The following is a 16575-nucleotide window of genomic DNA, read 5'->3' as shown; positions in this document are numbered from 1 at the left end:
TAATTAATCGACGTTCAGCGCGTCATTGACCAGATCTTGTTGCTGCTTCTGGTGAACGGACATATACCCTACCGCCGGCGAGGCGGAGGCTGGGCGACCTGCGTAACGCAGGCCGGCCCCAAATGGAATCACATCACGGAAATGATGCTGGCTGCAGTACCATGCGCCCTGGTTGAGCGGCTCTTCCTGGCACCAGACAAAATCATGCACGTGAGCATAAGCTTTCAGCACTTCTTGTACCGCCTGGTGCGGGAACGGATACAGCTGTTCAATACGCACGATAGCGACATCTTTCTGGTCGTTCTTGCGACGCTGTTCCAGCAGGTCGTAGTAAACCTTACCAGAACACAGCACAACGCGTTTCACGCCCTGCGGATCCAGCTCGTCAATCTCGCCGATGGCCGGCATAAAGGTGCCGTTGGCCAGTTCGTCCAGCGTAGAGACCGCCAGCGGGTGACGCAGCAGAGACTTCGGCGACATGACCACCAGCGGACGGCGCATCCCGCGCAGCGCCTGACGACGCAGCATGTGATAAACCTGTGCCGGGGTGGACGGTACGCAAACCTGCATGTTCTGCTGTGCGCAAAGTTGCAGATAGCGTTCCAGACGCGCAGAGGAGTGCTCCGGACCCTGACCTTCATAACCGTGTGGCAGCAGCATAACCAGACCGCACATACGGCCCCATTTCTGCTCGCCGGAGGAGATGAACTGGTCGATAACCACCTGCGCACCGTTGGCGAAGTCGCCGAACTGCGCTTCCCAGATGGTCAGCGTGCGCGGCTCAGCCGTCGCATAACCGTATTCGAATGCCAGGACCGCTTCTTCAGACAGTACGGAGTCCCACACCTTAAACACGCCCTGCCCGTTATGCACGTGCTGCAGCGGGGTGTAGGTGGAACCGTTAGACTGGTTATGAATCACCGCATGACGGTGGAAGAAGGTGCCGCGACCGGCATCTTCACCAGACAGACGGACGGGAATGCCTTCATCGACCAGCGTAGCGTACGCCAGGTTTTCCGCGCCGCCCCAATCGAACAGCTTCTCGCCCGCCGCCATCGCCTGACGGTCGCCGTAGATTTTCGCTACGCGAGATTGCATTTCGATGGCGTCAGGTACGGTACTGATACGGTTAGCCAGCTCCTGCAGGCGCTTCATCTCAACTTTGTTCGGGTAGCTTTCGTCCCACTCATGGTTGAGGTATGGCGACCAGGTAAAGGAGTGCAGGTTCATTGGACGCCACTCTTTCACCACGCATTCGCCCGCGTCCAGCGCGTCGCGATACAGGTTAACCATCTCGGTGGCATCTTCCAGCGTCGCGACGTTGTCCGCTTCCAGCTTGTCAGCATAGATTTTACGCGGGGTCGGATGCTTTTTGATTTTCTGGTACATCAGCGGCTGGGTTGCGCTTGGCTCGTCGGCTTCGTTGTGGCCGTGACGGCGGTAGCACACCAGGTCGATGAATACATCGCGTTTAAAGGTGTTACGGAAGTCCAGCGCCAGACGGGTAACGAAAGCCACGGCTTCCGGGTCATCCGCATTCACGTGGAAGATTGGCGCCATCACCATCTTACCGATATCGGTACAGTATGGCGTTGAACGCGCATCCAGCGGGTTAGACGTAGTGAAGCCCACCTGGTTGTTAATCACGATGCGAACGGTACCGCCCACTTCGTAACCACGCGCTTTGGACATGTTCAGAGTTTCCTGAACCACACCCTGACCGGTTACTGCGGCGTCGCCGTGGATGGTAATCGGTAGAACTTTGTTGCTGCTTGGCTCGTCCAGACGGTCCAGACGCGCACGGACGGAACCGATAACCACTGGGCTTACGATTTCGAGGTGTGACGGGTTAAACGCCAGCGCCAGGTGTACCAGACCGCCTTCGGTTTCGATGTCGGAGGAGAAGCCCATGTGGTACTTCACGTCACCGGTGCCGAGGTGTTCTTTATGTTTGCCGGAGAACTCGTCGAACAATTCCTGGGACTGTTTACCCAGTACGTTGATCAGCACGTTCAGACGACCGCGGTGCGCCATACCCAGCACCACTTCACGGGTACCGCTCTTGCCCGCATGGCGGATCATCTCTTTGAGCATCGGTACCAACGCATCACCGCCTTCCAGCGAGAAGCGTTTTGCACCTGGGAATTTCGCGCCCAGGTAGCGTTCCAGACCTTCTGCCGCAGTCAGTTCGCTCAGGAAGCGTTTTTTCTCTTCTGCAGTAAAGGTGGCATGCCCCGCTTCAAAACGCTGTTGGATCCAACGCTTCTCTTCGGTGTTCGTGATGTGCATGTATTCCGCGCCGATGTGGCCGCAGTAGGTCTGTTTGAGAGCATCAATCAGATCGCCGAGCTTCATCGTGTCTTTGCCGATGGCGAAAGAACCTACGTTAAAGCTCTCCTGGAAGTCGGCCTCAGTCAGATCGTGGAAAGCGGGATCTAAATCAGCCACTTTATCCTGCTGCCACAGTCCCAGCGGATCGAGGATCGCGTTCTGGTGACCACGGAAGCGATAAGCGTTGATAAGCTGCAGGACTTTAACCTGCTTCGCATTCGTGTCAGGGTCGGAAATCGAAGAAGAGTAACGTGAGGCATCCTTCGCCAGACGACGGAAATAATCACGTGTTTTGGAATGAAATTGATCCGGTTTGACTCCGGTACCAGGTAACTGCTGGAACATTGAACGCCAGTGAGCGTCGACAGAGTCAGGATCGGTTAAGAAGTCTTCATAGAGCTGTTCTATCCAACTCTGGTTCGCGCCAGAGAGGTAAGAAGAGTCCAGCCAGGCTTTCATTGCGCCGTTCTGCATCGTGATCCCTTAAGCATCTTATGCTTATTTCGCCGTGGATAACTACGACGTACGCCGATATAGCACACGTCCCAGGGTTCACTTGCGAGCTCTTGTATTTGCACTGGCCCGCGAAGGAACCTTTAGAAACTGTCTTAAGCGCTTTGCGCTCACCCTTTCTCATGAGAGAAAGCAGATTTGGCAGTTTTTAAAGGTTTCCTGCATTTTATCCCCTCTCCTTATGGGAGAGGGGAACAGGGTATTACGCACTACGTTGCAGCAGCATCGACTTAATATGGCCGATGGCGCGCGTCGGGTTCAGCCCCTTAGGACATACACTGACGCAGTTCATGATGCTATGGCAGCGGAATACGCTGAAAGCGTCACTTAACCCTTCCAGGCGGCTGTCGGTTTCGGTATCGCGGCTATCAATTAAGAAGCGATACGCAGCCAGCAGGCCTGCCGGGCCGATAAACTTGTCCGGGTTCCACCAGAACGACGGGCAAGAGGTCGAACAGCATGCGCAGAGAATGCACTCGTACAGACCATCGAGTTTCTCACGCTGCTCTGGCATCTGCAGATGCTCACGAGCCGGAGGATTTTGCCCATTATTCAACAAGTAAGGCTTAATCTTCTCATACTGTGCGTAGAATTGCCCCATGTCTACCACCAAATCGCGGATAACCGGCAGACCAGGCAGTGGACGGATAACAATTTTCTTGCCCGGCTGATTCAGCGCGGAGATCGGCGTGATGCACGCCAGACCATTTTTCCCGTTCATGTTCAGGCCGTCTGAACCACACACCCCTTCACGGCAGGAGCGGCGGAACGACAGGCTTGGATCTTTTTCTTTCAGCTGCATCAATGCATCCAGCAGCATCATGTCGCGACCTTCTTCCGCTTCCAGGGTGTAATCCTGCATGCGCGGAGCATCGTCAACGTCCGGGTTATAACGATAAACTGAAAACTCGAGTTTCATAATCCTGTCTCCGCATTAATAAGTACGAATCTTCGGCGGGAATGCCGGACGCAGTTTCGGTTCCATATTGACGCTACGACGCGTCATGGATTCCGACTCTGGCAGATACAGGGAATGGCACAGCCAGTTTTCATCATCACGATCCGGGAAGTCGAAGCGGCTATGTGCGCCACGGCTTTCGGTACGGAAGTTTGCAGACACCGCGGTGGCGTAAGCCGTTTCCATCAGGTTATCCAACTCCAGGCACTCTACGCGCTGGGTGTTGAATTCGCTGGACGTGTCATCCAGACGGGCATTTTTCAGACGCTCGCGAATCGCTTTCAGCTGCTCAAGACCTTTGGCCATCGCATCGCCTTCACGGAATACCGAGAAGTTATGCTGCATACATTCCTGCAGCGCTTTGCGAATTTCGACCGGGTCTTCACCGTCACGGTTACCGTTCCAGCGATTCAGACGTTCCAGAGAAGCGTCAATCTCTTCTTCAGTAGCGTCGCGCAGTTCGCCCTGCTCAGCGATGGATTCCTGCAGATGCAGGCCAACCGCACGACCGAAGACCACCAGGTCAAGCAGCGAGTTGCCGCCCAGACGGTTCGCACCGTGAACGGATACGCAGGCAATTTCACCTACCGCGAACAGACCAGGAATCACCACGTCTTCGCCCTGCTCGTTCACGGTCAGCGCCTGGCCGCTCACTTTGGTCGGAATACCGCCCATCATGTAGTGGCAGGTTGGGATAACCGGGATGGGTTCTTTTACCGGGTCAACGTGTGCGAAGGTACGAGACAGTTCCAGGATACCCGGCAGACGGGATTCCAGCACTTCTTTACCCAGGTGATCCAGCTTCAGCTTGGCGTGTGGACCCCATGGGCCGTCACAGCCGCGACCTTCACGGATTTCGATCATGATGGAACGCGCCACCACGTCACGACCCGCCAGGTCTTTCGCGTTCGGCGCATAACGCTCCATGAAGCGCTCGCCGTGTTTGTTCAGCAGGTAACCACCTTCACCACGGCAGCCTTCTGTGACCAGGACGCCCGCGCCGGCGATACCGGTTGGGTGGAACTGCCACATTTCCATATCCTGTACCGGAACGCCGGCACGGATAGCCATACCAACACCATCACCGGTATTGATGTGGGCGTTAGTGGTGGACTGATAGATACGACCAGCACCGCCGGTTGCCAGCACGGTTGCGCGTGCTTTGAAGTACACCACTTCACCGGTTTCGATACACAGCGCGGTACAACCCACCACGGCGCCATCGGCATTTTTCACCAGGTCCAGCGCATACCATTCTGAGAAAATAGTGGTATGGTTTTTCAAATTCTGTTGATAAAGCGTGTGCAGCAGGGCGTGACCGGTACGGTCAGCTGCCGCTGCGGTACGTGCCGCCTGCTCGCCGCCGAAGTTTTTCGACTGGCCGCCAAACGGACGTTGATAGATGGTCCCATTCTCCAGACGGGAGAACGGCAGGCCCATATGATCCAGCTCCAGAATCGCTTCCGGGCCGGTCTTACACATGTATTCAATGGCGTCCTGGTCACCGATGTAGTCCGACCCTTTTACGGTGTCGTACATGTGCCATTCCCAGTTATCTTCATGGGTATTACCGAGCGCAACGGTGATACCACCCTGCGCAGATACGGTATGGGAACGGGTCGGGAACACTTTAGACAGCAGCGCACAAGTCTGGCCGCTTTGGGAAATTTGCAGCGCCGCGCGCATACCTGCGCCGCCGGCACCAATCACAACAGCATCAAATTCTCTGACTGGCAGTTTCATCACACACCCCACACCGCAACAAATCCATAGATAACGTAAACCAACAGGGCCACAACAATAACCAGTTGCAGCGTCAGGCGCAGAGCCAGTGGTTTAACGTAGTCGGTCAACACCTGCCACATGCCGATCCAGGCATGAATCAAGATTGAGAACAGAGCCAGCAGGGTGAACACTTTGGTGAACGCAGAGGCAAAGAAACCGCTCCAGATTTCCCAGGTGACTTCACCGTGCGTCGCAAAAAAGCCCACCATGTAGATGATGTACAGAGTCAGGACAATAGCGGTGGCGCGGACGAGGATGAAGTCATGTACGCCGTTGCGTCCTAATGCTGAGGCGTTGCTTACCATACGAGGACTCCTGCAAGAATTGAAAGCACGACAGTAATAACAAAAGAGATTTTCGCAGAGCGCTGACCGGCTTCGAGGGTTTCTTCGATATAACCGAAATCCATTAACACGTGACGAATACCCACAACCGCGTGGTACGCCAGCGCAGTGAGGATGCCCCACATAATGAATTTAACGAAGAAGCTGCTCATGATGGAGGAAGCGGTCTGGAAGCCTTCCGGGGAGGAGAGACTGGTGCCCAGCAACCATAGCAGAATACCGACCGCCACAAACGTAATCACACCGGATACGCGATGGAGAATGGACGCTATCGCTGTTATAGGGAACCGGATTGTTGTCAAATCCAGATTGACAGGTCTTTGTTTTTTCACATTTCTTATCATGAATAACGCCCACATGCTGTTCTTATTATTTCCTTCCTCCGGTCCGCAGGCGGGTCAAGCAGCGTCCTTTCTATAACTTCGCGTCATGGTTAAATCTGCTCACAGATGCTAAATCGACACGTTAAAACGCTGGGTGGCTCGGGATTGCAGGGTATTCCGGAGACCTGGCGGCAGTATAGGCTGTTCACAAAATCATTACAATTAACCTACATATAGTTTGTCCGGTTTTATGCAGAACAGTGATCATGCTCACGATTAAAACAATTTTTTAAAAATTAATCACGTGATTTGACAAATATTAAACATTATTGTTACAACCATCACCTGTAAAAGCATATAATGCTCAAAAGTTATGGGGTCACTCTTTCACCTGATAATAAGTTATGTAACAGTGTGACGGTATTGACCGAACTTATCAGGACAGTTATTAGTGTTGTACAGGTTTGAATCATCGGATTGCTAAGACCCTGATTTGCTGTTGTTTCACTGTAGATTAGACGTGCACCGTCAAGCGCCCTTGCTCTGTACCCTCGCGTTATCTTTACAGCAGAGCCGTGAGCCAAATAACAAACTGGCAACGTCGAACTATGTTTTGAATTGCAAATCCGGCATCCAGCAGTCTTAAGCAAAAAGGCGCTAAGGAGACCGTAAATGGCTGATACGAAGGCAAAAATCACTCTACCGGGTGATACTGCTATTGAACTGGATGTGCTAAAAGGCACGCTCGGTCAGGATGTTCTTGATATCCGTAGTCTGGGTTCGAAAGGCATTTTTACCTTTGACCCTGGTTTTACCTCTACCGCATCTTGCGAGTCTAAGATTACTTTTATTGATGGCGACGAAGGGATTTTGCTGCACCGCGGCTTCCCTATCGATCAGTTAGCCACAGAATCTAACTATCTCGAAGTGTGCTACATCCTGCTGTACGGCGAAAAACCGTCTCAGGCTGAGTTTGACGAGTTCACCACTACCGTGACTCGCCACACCATGATTCACGAGCAGATCACCCGCTTATTCCATGCGTTCCGTCGCGACTCTCACCCAATGGCGGTGATGTGCGGGATTACCGGCGCACTGGCAGCGTTCTATCACGACTCTCTGGATGTGAATAATCCACGTCACCGCGAGATTGCTGCATTCCGTCTGCTGTCGAAAATGCCGACCATGGCCGCGATGTGCTACAAATATTCCATCGGCCAACCGTTCGTTTACCCACGTAACGACCTCTCCTACGCCGGTAACTTCTTGCGTATGATGTTTGCGACTCCTTGCGAAGATTACGAAGTGAACCCGGTTCTGGAACGCGCAATGGATCGTATTCTGATCCTGCACGCTGACCACGAGCAGAACGCGTCTACCTCTACCGTCCGTACCGCAGGCTCTTCTGGTGCGAACCCGTTCGCCTGTATCGCTGCCGGTATCGCTTCACTGTGGGGGCCAGCACACGGCGGCGCCAACGAAGCGGCGCTGAAGATGCTCGAAGAGATCAGCTCCGTTGAGCACATCCCTGAGTTCGTGCGTCGTGCGAAAGATAAGAACGACTCTTTCCGCCTGATGGGCTTCGGCCACCGCGTGTACAAGAACTACGACCCGCGTGCGACCGTGATGCGTGAAACCTGTCACGAAGTGCTGAAAGAGCTGGGTACCAAAGATGACCTGCTGCAAGTGGCGATGGAGCTTGAGCACATTGCGCTGAACGACCCGTACTTCATCGAGAAGAAACTGTATCCGAACGTCGATTTCTACTCTGGCATCATCCTGAAAGCGATGGGTATTCCATCGTCCATGTTTACCGTTATCTTCGCGATGGCGCGTACCATTGGCTGGATTGCTCACTGGAACGAAATGCACACCGACGGCATGAAGATTGCGCGTCCTCGTCAGCTGTACACCGGCTACGAGCAGCGTGATTTCAAATCAGACCTCAAGAAATAATCGAGAGTTTGAGAGTCAAAAAGCGCCTGCGGGCGCTTTTTTTATGGCTGCGGTGTGGTGATTTTTCCGGGGTCGCTGCCCGGGCTACCGTCGTGCATATTGGTCGTTTTCACAACCTAATGCTGACACCCCGGGCACCAATAAAACGGCCTTGAGGAGAGCATCGTCTTCTCAATCACCCCACCACAACGCTCACACGTTTCGCCATCGCGATGAAACACCTTGAAGCGGAATAGCGCGCCGTGGTGCTTGTTATCATCCACCTGCCCGCGCGTGTTGTAGGAGAGTCGAGGAATATCGAGCAGCGCATGCGACAGTGCCTCGAGCTGCTGTTCATTGAGCTGCGACGCTTTATGGTTGCCGGTTAAGCCAACCTGCCAGAGGATCTCAACCCGCAGATAGTTGCCCAGCCCCGCAAGAAACGCCTGATCCAACAGCAGGCCAGAGAACTGGCGGTTGCGGAATTTTGCCGACAGCAGCCGCGTTTTTACCGCCTCGGGCGTTAAGGCCATATCTAGCACGTCTGGCCCAACGCGCAGTAAGAATGGATGCGTTTTTACCTGCTCTGGCGTCAACATCTCAATATCGGACGCGCTGTAGAGCAGAATCGCTTTATCCGCCGTTTGTAATTTAACCCGCAGTACCCGCGTGGTTTCGGGCATCTCCCCGGCGTTAACCACTCGCCACACGCCGTAGAGCTGATTGTGGCTATAGAGGGTCAGGCCACCAGAAAAATGGGTCAGCAGCGCTTTACCGCGCGTTTCAACGTAGGTGACATGCTGGCCGATCAGGGTGGGTGCATAAGAGGATAATTCGGGGTATGCAAACCAGACCTCGGTCAACGGTTTGCCCTGAATCGCCTTTTCCAGGCTGTCCGCCGCCCGGCGGATCTCTGGACCTTCAGGCATAGTGATTGCTCCCTTTCGATCGTCAAGGCAACAATATTATCAATAATACGTTTGGCTCGCACACGGCGCGTCGAATAAAAAAGAACGGGTGCATGAGGATAGCAACCACACCGCAAAGTGGCGGGGATAACTCCCCGCCGGCGCTCTTACTTAACAGATTCGTAAGCTGTGAAGACAGCGAGCTCCGCGTGGCCGGTTCGGAGCCGTACCTCGCAGAGAGCTTCTCTTGTGACCAGCACCACCAGAATGAAAGTGATACAGATAACAATCAGGGCGACAACCATCGCCTTTTGCTGTTTCATAGCCTGCTACTCCTTGACCCGAAGGTCGGTAAGAGGCTAACCTTAATGTGTCTAGCATTAGATTTGGCCTCAGATTAATGTTTAACGTCCGCCAAGACGTTGAAGGTTATCTGGGGCTTTTCTCTATCTGCCTTTCAGCTAATGCCTGAGACAAATAGCCTCAAGCACCCGCCAAAAGTGTACTGCAATTCCCGTCCGTTTCAGCCTTGATGAATTCCGAATTACCGGCGGGTTTGACGGCACTCGTTCAACAACATCATGCCCTTACCTGAATGCCCTGCGCGGTAAATTCGCGCCGCAGACGGCGAGCGAATGCCAGCGCATGCGCGCCGTCGCCGTGCAGGCAAACCGTTTCCGCCGTGACGTTGGCCCACTGGCCGTCTACGGTTCTCACACGCCCACGCTGCACCATCTCCAGCGTTTGTGCCAACGCCTGCGCTTCATCACTAATCAGCGCACCCGGCTGGCTGCGCGGCACCAGAGCACCGTCAGACTGATAGCCCCGGTCAGCAAACACTTCCTGACGCGTAGCCAGCCCGTAGCGCGCTCCGGCACGAATCAGTTCGCTTCCCGCCAGACCGACCAGCATTAACGCCGGATTCGCCGCAAACACCGCCTTAGCAATAGCATCCGCTAATGCCGGGTCTTTGGCGGCCTGGTTATAGAGCATGCCGTGCGGCTTCACGTGGCGCAGCATACCGCCTTCGGCCTGGACTATCGCCGACAGGGCGCCGATTTGATACAGCGTCTGGGCGTAGACCGTTTCCGGCGGTAACTGCATCGCGGTGCGGCCAAAATTCTCCCGGTCGGGGAAGCTCGGATGCGCCCCCACGGCCACGCCATTTTGCAGTGCCGCCCGCACGCAGGTCAGCATCATCCCGGCATCGCCTGCATGAAAGCCGCAGGCGATGTTGGCCGAAGAGACCAGCGTCAGCAGTTCAGCATCGCTGGCCGCGCCTTCGCCAAGGTCGGCGTTGAGATCAATCATCATCGTTAAGCCGCCAGGTGAGCTGTTCCAGATAGCGCTGCTGGTCGTGACGCGCCTTGAGCGCCTCTTCCAGCGTACAGCGAATGAAGTGAATGGGCTGCCCGAGGGGAATTTGCGCCAGCTGGAACATATCCGCTTCGATAATGCAGGCAATGCGCGGATAGCCGCCGGTCGTCTGGGCATCGTTCATCAGCACGATAGGCTGACCGTTATGCGGCACCTGCACCACGCCTGGCACCAGGCCATGAGACACCAGCTCACGAGCGTTATCACGCACCAGCGGCTGCCCTTTCAGCCGATAGCCCATCCGGTTGCTCTGCGGGCTTAAGTGCCACGGCGAGCGCCAGAAGGTCTCCTGCGACGTTGTATCAAATTCGTGATACTCCGGCCCCGGCAAAGCGCGAATACGGTTGCTGGCGATAAGCGGTTTAACGCCACGCGGCTCGCGGAACATACGCACGGGTTTCCCCAGCGGCAGCACATCGCCATCCTGCAGACGACGGCCTTCAAAGCCGCCTATGCCAACGTTAAGATCGGTACTGCGAGAGCCCATCACGGCAGGGACATCAATCCCCCCCGCCAGCGCCAGATAGCTGCGAATACCGTGCTGCGGGCGCTTGAGCGTGAGCGTCTGGCCGGTTTTAGCCCAGTGTCGCCAGCCGCTCCATACCGCCTCACCGTCCAGCGTCGCTTCGCAGCCCGCGCCCGTCAGCGCAAACCAGCCGTCGCGGGCAAAGGTGAACGTCGCCATGCCGAGGGTTATCTCCAGCGCGGCGGCGTTGGCATCGTTGCCCACCAGCAAGTTCGCCGTCATCAGCGCCGGTTTATCCAGCGCCCCGCAGCGGCTCACGCCGAACTGGCGTAGCCCATCGCGCCCCGCGTCCTGCACCGAGGTATACATGCCTGCACGAATCACCTTCAGCATATGCCCTCCTTTTGCGGCACGAAGCGCACCGTGTCACCGGGACGCAGTAATATCGGTTCTTCACGATTGGGCGAGAACAGCGGCAGCGATGTGCGGCCAATTAACTGCCAGCCGCCCGGCGTGGACAGCGGGTAAATGCCGGTTTGCTGGCCGCCAATGCCCACCGAGCCGGCGGGCACTTTCAAACGCGGCTCTGCACGGCGCGGCATGACCAGCGAAGCTGGCAGCCCGCCAAGGTAAGGAAAGCCCGGCTGAAAGCCGAGGAACCACACCACGTAGTCCACCGACGCATGCAGCTCCACCACCTGCTTTGGGGTAAAGCCGCTAAGGCGGGCGACCTCGGTCAGATCCGGCCCCTGTTCACCGCCATAAATAACGGGGATATCGATCGCACGGGAATCAGGCTCCAGAGCTTCACTCTCTTCCCACCAGCGCTGGAGCCGTTCAATGGCATCCAGCGCCAGGGTCTGCGGATCACCTAATGTCACCGTGATATTATTCATACCAGGAATGACGTCTACCACGTCCGGTAATGTCGCCACTCGCTGGGCCAAACGCCATACCCGCTTTTGCGCCGCCAGCGTCACCGGCGGCTCCAGCTCCAGTACGACAGCCGTTTCACCTAACAGATAACAACGCGCTCGCTGCACTTTATTCCCTCATTATCAGGCCGGATTGGGGATGTCCACAAAGGTCACATCCAGATCGGTCGTTTCGGTGAGCCACTCGCTCAGCGCGCGAATACCACCGCGTTCCGTGGCGTGGTGGCCCGCTGCATAAAAGTGTAGCCCCTGCTCGCGGGCGGAATGAATGGTCTGCTCTGAAACCTCACCGGTAATAAACGCATCGACGCCAAAGCGTGCCGCGCTGTCGATAAAGCCCTGACCGCCGCCGGTACACCAGGCCACGCGTGAGACTTTATCCGGCCCGGTATCCCCGCTCCACAGCGGTTTACGCCCCAGTCGAGCTTCAATCCATGAGGCCAGTTCCAGCCCCGATACCGGCATCGAGAGTTCGCCCCACGGCACCAGCGGTTCGATCTCCCCCATCACGTTAATACCGAGCAGCTGCGCCAGTTGTACGTTGTTACCCAGCTCCGGGTGCGCATCCAGCGGCAGGTGCCAGCCATACAGGTTGATGTCGTTCTCCAGCAGCGCTTTCAGACGATTGCGCTTCATGCCGCGGATGACCGGCGACTCCCCTTTCCAGAAGTAACCGTGGTGCACAATCACCGCATCCGCCTGCTGGCGCACGGCTTCGTCAATCAGCGCCTGGCTGGCGGTCACGCCAGTCACAATCTTCTGTACCATTTCACGCCCTTCGACCTGCAGGCCGTTAGGGGCGTAATCGCTGAAGGCGGCGCTGTTGAGTTTTTCATTAATCAGTTGTTCTAGTTCGGTATTTTTCATCATCGCTCTCTTCAATATTGATGCCTTACTACAGGATAAAATAGCGTCACCGACGCGTTACGTCGATACACAATTCGTTAACCTTCACCTGAGACCGCTTAACTACGCGCAATAAATGCTTAAGTAACACGATTTGTCTGTTTTTGTGCGACCGAAATCATGTATATTTATGCAACCATACCGCATATTACAAAGATAATACGATTCTCGTCGTATTATTACATAAATGAAACAAAGCCTTGCGTAGCGTGATGTTGCCGGGTTTCGAGGTCAAATGTGCAATGAATAAATCACAATCGCAGCCAAAGGCAATTTACTACGTCGTCGCGCTGCAAATTTGGGAATACTTTAGTTTCTATGGCATGCGCGCGCTGCTGATCCTGTATCTCACCAATCAACTGAAATACAACGACACCCACGCTTACGAGCTGTTTAGCGCTTACTGTTCATTAGTTTACGTGACGCCAATCCTCGGCGGCTACCTGGCGGATAAAGTTCTCGGCAACCGCATGGCGGTCATGCTGGGCGCGCTGCTGATGGTTATCGGCCATATGGTGCTCGGGGCCAGCGAAGTGGCGCCGATGTTCCTGTACCTGTCGCTGGCGATTATCGTCTGCGGCTACGGGCTGTTTAAATCGAACATCAGCTGCCTGCTGGGCGAACTCTATGAACCCACCGACCCACGTCGCGATGGTGGTTTCTCATTGCTTTATGCGGCAGGTAACGTCGGCTCCATCGTCGCTCCTATCGCTTGCGGTTTCGCCCAGGAACAGTATAGCTGGGCAATGGGCTTCACCCTCGCCGCAGTAGGCATGCTCGCCGGTCTGGTTATCTTTATCAGCGGTCGCCGCCACTTTGCCCACACCGCCGGTGTGAACAAAGAAGTGCTGTGCGCGAAGAAATTCCTGCTGCCAAACTGGGGCTGGCTGCTGGTTCTGCTGGTCGTTGCGCCGCTGTTTATCACCGTACTGTTCTGGAAAGAGTGGTCGGTCTATGCGCTGATTGTCGCCTCTATCATCGGCCTGGTAGTGCTGGCCAAAATTTATCGTCGTGCAGAAACCGCCGAGCAGCGTAAAGACCTGCGTCTGATTGTCGTGCTGACCTTCTTCAGCCTGCTGTTCTGGGCGTTTGCTCAGCAGGGCGGCAGCTCCATCAGCCTCTATATCGACCGTTTCGTTAACCGTAACGTGCTGGGCTATGAAGTGCCGACCGCGATGTTCCAGTCGGTGAACGCCTTTGCCGTGATGCTGTGCGGGATTGTGCTGGCCTGGCTGATTAAAGAGAAAGTGACCAACAACCGCGACCTGCGCCTGTGGGGCAAATACGCGTTGGGCCTTGGCCTGATGAGCGCAGGTTTCTGCATTCTGACCCTAAGCGCACGTCTGTCCGCAAGCTACGGTCACTCCTCCATGCCGCTGATGCTGCTGGGGCTGTCGGTGATGGGCTTTGCCGAGCTGTTTATCGACCCGGTGGCGATGTCGCAGATCACCCGCATCCAGATCCCGGGCGTCACCGGCGTGCTGACCGGCATCTATATGCTGCTTTCCGGCGCGGTGGCAAACTACGTGGCAGGGATTATTGCCGACCAGACCTCTCAGGGTTCGTTCGACTCTGCGGGCGCGGTGGATTACTCCATCAATGCCTACATTGATGTGTTCAGCGAAATCACCTGGGGTGCACTGGCCTGCGTCGCCGTGGTGCTGGTTATCTGGCTGTATCACTCAATGAAAGTCCGCTCCCGCCGCCTGGCAGCAGAAGCGTAACCACATCCTGTAGCCCGGACGAGGCGCGTAAACGCCGACTCCGGGGATTCCCCGGCGTCACTTCGTTCGGCCTGGCTACTGAAGATGCTTCGCCGCTTCATAGGCCGCAAGCGTCGCTACCCTCGCCTCAGCGTGATCGACAATCGGTCGCGGATAGTGAATCTCAACGCCCTGCTTTTCCGCCCACGTCCACGGCTGGTGAATCGCCTTATCCGGCACCTCGGCTAACTCCGGTAACCACTCACGGATAAACGCCCCACGCTTATCAAAACGTTCACCCTGCGTCGTGGGGTTGAAGATACGAAAATAGGGCGCCGCATCCGTTCCGGTTGAGGCCGCCCACTGCCAGCCGCCATTGTTAGCCGCCAGACAGCCATCCACCAGCTGCGACATAAAGTAGCGTTCACCCTGTCGCCAATCGATCAACAAATCTTTGACCAGGAAGCTGGCGACAATCATCCGTAGCCGATTATGCATCCAGCCGGTGGCATTAAGCTGCCGCATTGCCGCATCAACAATCGGGTAGCCGGTACGCCCTTCCTGCCAGGCGATAAGCGCTTCTGACGGCTCGCGCCAGCGCACGCGATCGGTCCAGTCGATAAACGGGCGATGTTTGCAGAGCCGGGGAAAGTAGGTCATCAGGTGGCGATAAAACTCACGCCAGATAAGTTCGTTCAGCCAGACGCTGCCCGCACCGCCGTTCAGCGCATTGGGCTGTTCCGCCAGTAGTCGATACAGGCACTGACGTGGTGAAAGCACACCGACCGCGAGACAGGCCGACAGGCGGCTGGTGCCTTCAATGGATGGGAAATCACGCTGAGCCTCGTATTCACCCGCGCCTTCCTGACAAAAACGACGCAGCTGACCAATCGCCGCCTTTTCATCGGGTGGGAACAGCGCCGGGTCAAACGGCTGCTGGGGATAGTGAAAATGGAGTGTTGCTGAGTCGGCCTCCGCCAAAGCAGGACGCGCCTCGGGGGCACGCACGCATTCGGGCATGTGCTCTTTTAAGCGCCGCAGCCAGGCATTTTTATACGGCGTGAAAACTTTATACATTTCGTGATTGCCGGTCATCACCGCACCGGGCGGCAGGATCACGCTGTCATCAAAGCCCTGACACACCGTGTCGGTCAGCGCTCGCTCTACGGCGGCGTCGCGCTGGCGTTCGTTGAATTCGTACTGGTAGTTGTAAAAAAGCTGCGTCACCTCGTGCTGCTGACACACCGTTTTGACGACCTCGACGCTAGCGGCAAAGTCGGCCACCTCATGGAATATGAGCGGGATATTTTTCTCAGCCAGCGACTGGCGCAGTGCGTTCAGCTGCGCGGCAATATAGGTGGCCTGGCGTGGTGCCATGCTGTGCGTAGCCCACTGTTCGGGGGTGGCGATAAACAATGCCAGCACCTGCGCATTGGGATCGCGGCAGGCGGCGGCAAGGGCAAAATTGTCGTGCAGTCGGAGATCGGCGCGAAACCAGACCAGATGGGTAGACATAAATATCCTGAATGTATTCAACGAATACTTTCATCTTACACCAAATGTCAGGAGGACAAATGTGGGTCGTTGTGCCCTCCCGGAGTCGGCGCATCCGCACCTCGTCCGGGCTACCTCAAAACAAAAAAGCCGCCCTGGTAAGGACGGCTTTGTAGCCCGGCCAAGCGAAGCGCCGCCGGGAATGGCACGACACTATCAATAGAAGTCGCAGGCGGCCTCTTCAGCCTGTGCCATCCATACCGGCTTATCGCTGGTCTTTGACCATACGCGGTGCAGGTAGCTGTAGAAGCGGGCACGGTCTTTCCAGAACAGCATCACCGGTAATGCGACGATCCCCGCCACCACGGCGAAAGTACGACGTAACAATACGATGTGTGCAGGATATTTTCTATACAGGTCCATATTCTCTCCCCTAAGTTGGCCGGCAACGCACGCCGGAAAATGAAGCTCAGTAATCTGACTAAAAGAGTACCGTTATTTGTGTAATTTTACTACTCATCCGACCACTAATTTTTGTGCATTTAGTGTTTGTTTACATTCACGCCGTAACTTAGTTACATGATTGTTAAATTAATA

Annotated in this window: 16 protein-coding genes; 3 read left to right on the top strand and 13 right to left on the bottom strand. The window is 55.6% G+C overall.

Annotated elements, in window-relative coordinates; all coding sequences use genetic code 11:
- Positions 1–3: 3 nt before the first annotated feature.
- From sucA to sdhC, 5 genes are all read right to left on the bottom strand, one after another.
- Positions 4–2805: a 2-oxoglutarate dehydrogenase E1 component gene (gene sucA, locus V6944_RS13790; protein WP_333495011.1), complete on the bottom strand. Its 2802-nt coding sequence runs from the start codon at positions 2803–2805 to the stop codon at positions 4–6.
- Between the two features lie 241 nt (positions 2806–3046).
- Complete coding sequence (sdhB, locus tag V6944_RS13785) at positions 3047–3763, bottom strand: succinate dehydrogenase iron-sulfur subunit SdhB (protein WP_035892722.1); 717 nt, start codon at positions 3761–3763, stop codon at positions 3047–3049.
- 15 nt (positions 3764–3778) lie between these two features.
- Positions 3779–5545, bottom strand: coding sequence for a succinate dehydrogenase flavoprotein subunit (gene sdhA, locus V6944_RS13780; RefSeq protein WP_185669333.1), 1767 nt, complete (start codon positions 5543–5545; stop codon positions 3779–3781).
- Positions 5545–5892 (bottom strand): succinate dehydrogenase membrane anchor subunit, encoded by a 348-nt coding sequence (gene sdhD, locus V6944_RS13775; RefSeq protein WP_333495012.1) that lies wholly within the window; start codon positions 5890–5892, stop codon positions 5545–5547. The genes sdhA and sdhD overlap by 1 nt, the downstream gene beginning before the upstream one ends.
- Entirely contained in the window at positions 5886–6290 is a 405-nt protein-coding gene (sdhC, locus tag V6944_RS13770; RefSeq protein WP_185669335.1) for a succinate dehydrogenase cytochrome b556 subunit, read from the bottom strand. The genes sdhD and sdhC overlap by 7 nt, the downstream gene beginning before the upstream one ends.
- Before the next feature lie 324 nt (positions 6291–6614).
- Between sdhC and V6944_RS23345 the strand changes: the two genes are divergently transcribed.
- Positions 6615–6722, top strand: coding sequence for a hypothetical protein (locus tag V6944_RS23345; protein WP_438268729.1), 108 nt, complete (start codon positions 6615–6617; stop codon positions 6720–6722).
- Between the two features lie 204 nt (positions 6723–6926).
- On the top strand, positions 6927–8210 hold the full coding sequence (gene gltA / locus V6944_RS13765; RefSeq protein WP_333499361.1) for a citrate synthase: 1284 nt from the start codon (positions 6927–6929) through the stop codon (positions 8208–8210).
- A 116-nt stretch (positions 8211–8326) separates the two neighbouring features.
- Here the strand turns inward: gltA and nei are convergent, their stop codons facing one another.
- From nei to V6944_RS13735, 6 genes are all read right to left on the bottom strand, one after another.
- The gene (gene nei, locus V6944_RS13760) at positions 8327–9118 is read right to left on the bottom strand and encodes an endonuclease VIII (RefSeq protein ID WP_333499360.1); all 792 of its coding nucleotides are present in this window, start codon (positions 9116–9118) and stop codon (positions 8327–8329) included.
- 146 nt (positions 9119–9264) lie between these two features.
- Positions 9265–9420 carry a Hok/Gef family protein gene (locus V6944_RS13755; RefSeq protein WP_333499359.1) on the bottom strand — a complete coding sequence of 52 codons (156 nt, stop codon included), beginning with the start codon at positions 9418–9420 and terminating at the stop codon, positions 9265–9267.
- A 256-nt stretch (positions 9421–9676) separates the two neighbouring features.
- The gene (gene pxpA / locus V6944_RS13750) at positions 9677–10411 is read right to left on the bottom strand and encodes a 5-oxoprolinase subunit PxpA (protein ID WP_333499358.1); all 735 of its coding nucleotides are present in this window, start codon (positions 10409–10411) and stop codon (positions 9677–9679) included.
- The gene (pxpC, locus tag V6944_RS13745; RefSeq protein ID WP_333499357.1) at positions 10401–11333 is read right to left on the bottom strand and encodes a 5-oxoprolinase subunit PxpC; all 933 of its coding nucleotides are present in this window, start codon (positions 11331–11333) and stop codon (positions 10401–10403) included. The genes pxpA and pxpC overlap by 11 nt, the downstream gene beginning before the upstream one ends.
- Entirely contained in the window at positions 11327–11983 is a 657-nt protein-coding gene (gene pxpB / locus V6944_RS13740; protein ID WP_333499356.1) for a 5-oxoprolinase subunit PxpB, read from the bottom strand. Before pxpB ends, pxpC begins: the two co-directional genes overlap by 7 nt.
- Before the next feature lie 15 nt (positions 11984–11998).
- Positions 11999–12742, bottom strand: coding sequence for a type 2 GTP cyclohydrolase I (locus V6944_RS13735; protein WP_185669369.1), 744 nt, complete (start codon positions 12740–12742; stop codon positions 11999–12001).
- A 281-nt stretch (positions 12743–13023) separates the two neighbouring features.
- Between V6944_RS13735 and dtpD the strand changes: the two genes are divergently transcribed.
- On the top strand, positions 13024–14505 hold the full coding sequence (dtpD, locus tag V6944_RS13730; protein ID WP_185669341.1) for a dipeptide permease DtpD: 1482 nt from the start codon (positions 13024–13026) through the stop codon (positions 14503–14505).
- 75 nt (positions 14506–14580) lie between these two features.
- Here the strand turns inward: dtpD and phrB are convergent, their stop codons facing one another.
- Positions 14581–15999 (bottom strand): deoxyribodipyrimidine photo-lyase, encoded by a 1419-nt coding sequence (gene phrB, locus V6944_RS13725; protein ID WP_333499355.1) that lies wholly within the window; start codon positions 15997–15999, stop codon positions 14581–14583.
- A 195-nt stretch (positions 16000–16194) separates the two neighbouring features.
- Positions 16195–16401 carry a YbfA family protein gene (locus V6944_RS13720; protein ID WP_035892708.1) on the bottom strand — a complete coding sequence of 69 codons (207 nt, stop codon included), beginning with the start codon at positions 16399–16401 and terminating at the stop codon, positions 16195–16197.
- Positions 16402–16575 lie beyond the last annotated feature (174 nt).

The sequence above is a fragment of the Kluyvera sp. CHPC 1.2972 genome (genome assembly GCF_036759925.1).
Taxonomy (GTDB): domain Bacteria; phylum Pseudomonadota; class Gammaproteobacteria; order Enterobacterales; family Enterobacteriaceae; genus Kluyvera.
Note: the sequence above shows the minus strand (reverse complement) of the source record. Positions and strands in the feature narration are given on the sequence as shown.

Bases quoted from the DNA above. Each gene is read 5' to 3' on its own strand.
- pxpC (WP_333499357.1), bottom strand. From the start codon at position 11,333: ATGCTGAAGGTGATTCGTGCAGGCATGTATACCTCGGTGCAGGACGCG.
- V6944_RS23345 (WP_438268729.1), top strand. From the start codon at position 6,615: ATGCTCAAAAGTTATGGGGTCACTCTTTCACCTGATAATAAGTTATGT.
- sdhD (WP_333495012.1), bottom strand. From the start codon at position 5,892: ATGGTAAGCAACGCCTCAGCATTAGGACGCAACGGCGTACATGACTTC.
- nei (WP_333499360.1), bottom strand. From the start codon at position 9,118: ATGCCTGAAGGTCCAGAGATCCGCCGGGCGGCGGACAGCCTGGAAAAG.
- pxpA (WP_333499358.1), bottom strand. From the start codon at position 10,411: ATGATGATTGATCTCAACGCCGACCTTGGCGAAGGCGCGGCCAGCGAT.
- phrB (WP_333499355.1), bottom strand. From the start codon at position 15,999: ATGTCTACCCATCTGGTCTGGTTTCGCGCCGATCTCCGACTGCACGAC.
- sdhA (WP_185669333.1), bottom strand. From the start codon at position 5,545: ATGAAACTGCCAGTCAGAGAATTTGATGCTGTTGTGATTGGTGCCGGC.
- gltA (WP_333499361.1), top strand. From the start codon at position 6,927: ATGGCTGATACGAAGGCAAAAATCACTCTACCGGGTGATACTGCTATT.
- V6944_RS13735 (WP_185669369.1), bottom strand. From the start codon at position 12,742: ATGAAAAATACCGAACTAGAACAACTGATTAATGAAAAACTCAACAGC.
- sdhC (WP_185669335.1), bottom strand. From the start codon at position 6,290: ATGTGGGCGTTATTCATGATAAGAAATGTGAAAAAACAAAGACCTGTC.
- V6944_RS13720 (WP_035892708.1), bottom strand. From the start codon at position 16,401: ATGGACCTGTATAGAAAATATCCTGCACACATCGTATTGTTACGTCGT.
- sdhB (WP_035892722.1), bottom strand. From the start codon at position 3,763: ATGAAACTCGAGTTTTCAGTTTATCGTTATAACCCGGACGTTGACGAT.
- sucA (WP_333495011.1), bottom strand. From the start codon at position 2,805: ATGCAGAACGGCGCAATGAAAGCCTGGCTGGACTCTTCTTACCTCTCT.
- dtpD (WP_185669341.1), top strand. From the start codon at position 13,024: ATGAATAAATCACAATCGCAGCCAAAGGCAATTTACTACGTCGTCGCG.
- V6944_RS13755 (WP_333499359.1), bottom strand. From the start codon at position 9,420: ATGAAACAGCAAAAGGCGATGGTTGTCGCCCTGATTGTTATCTGTATC.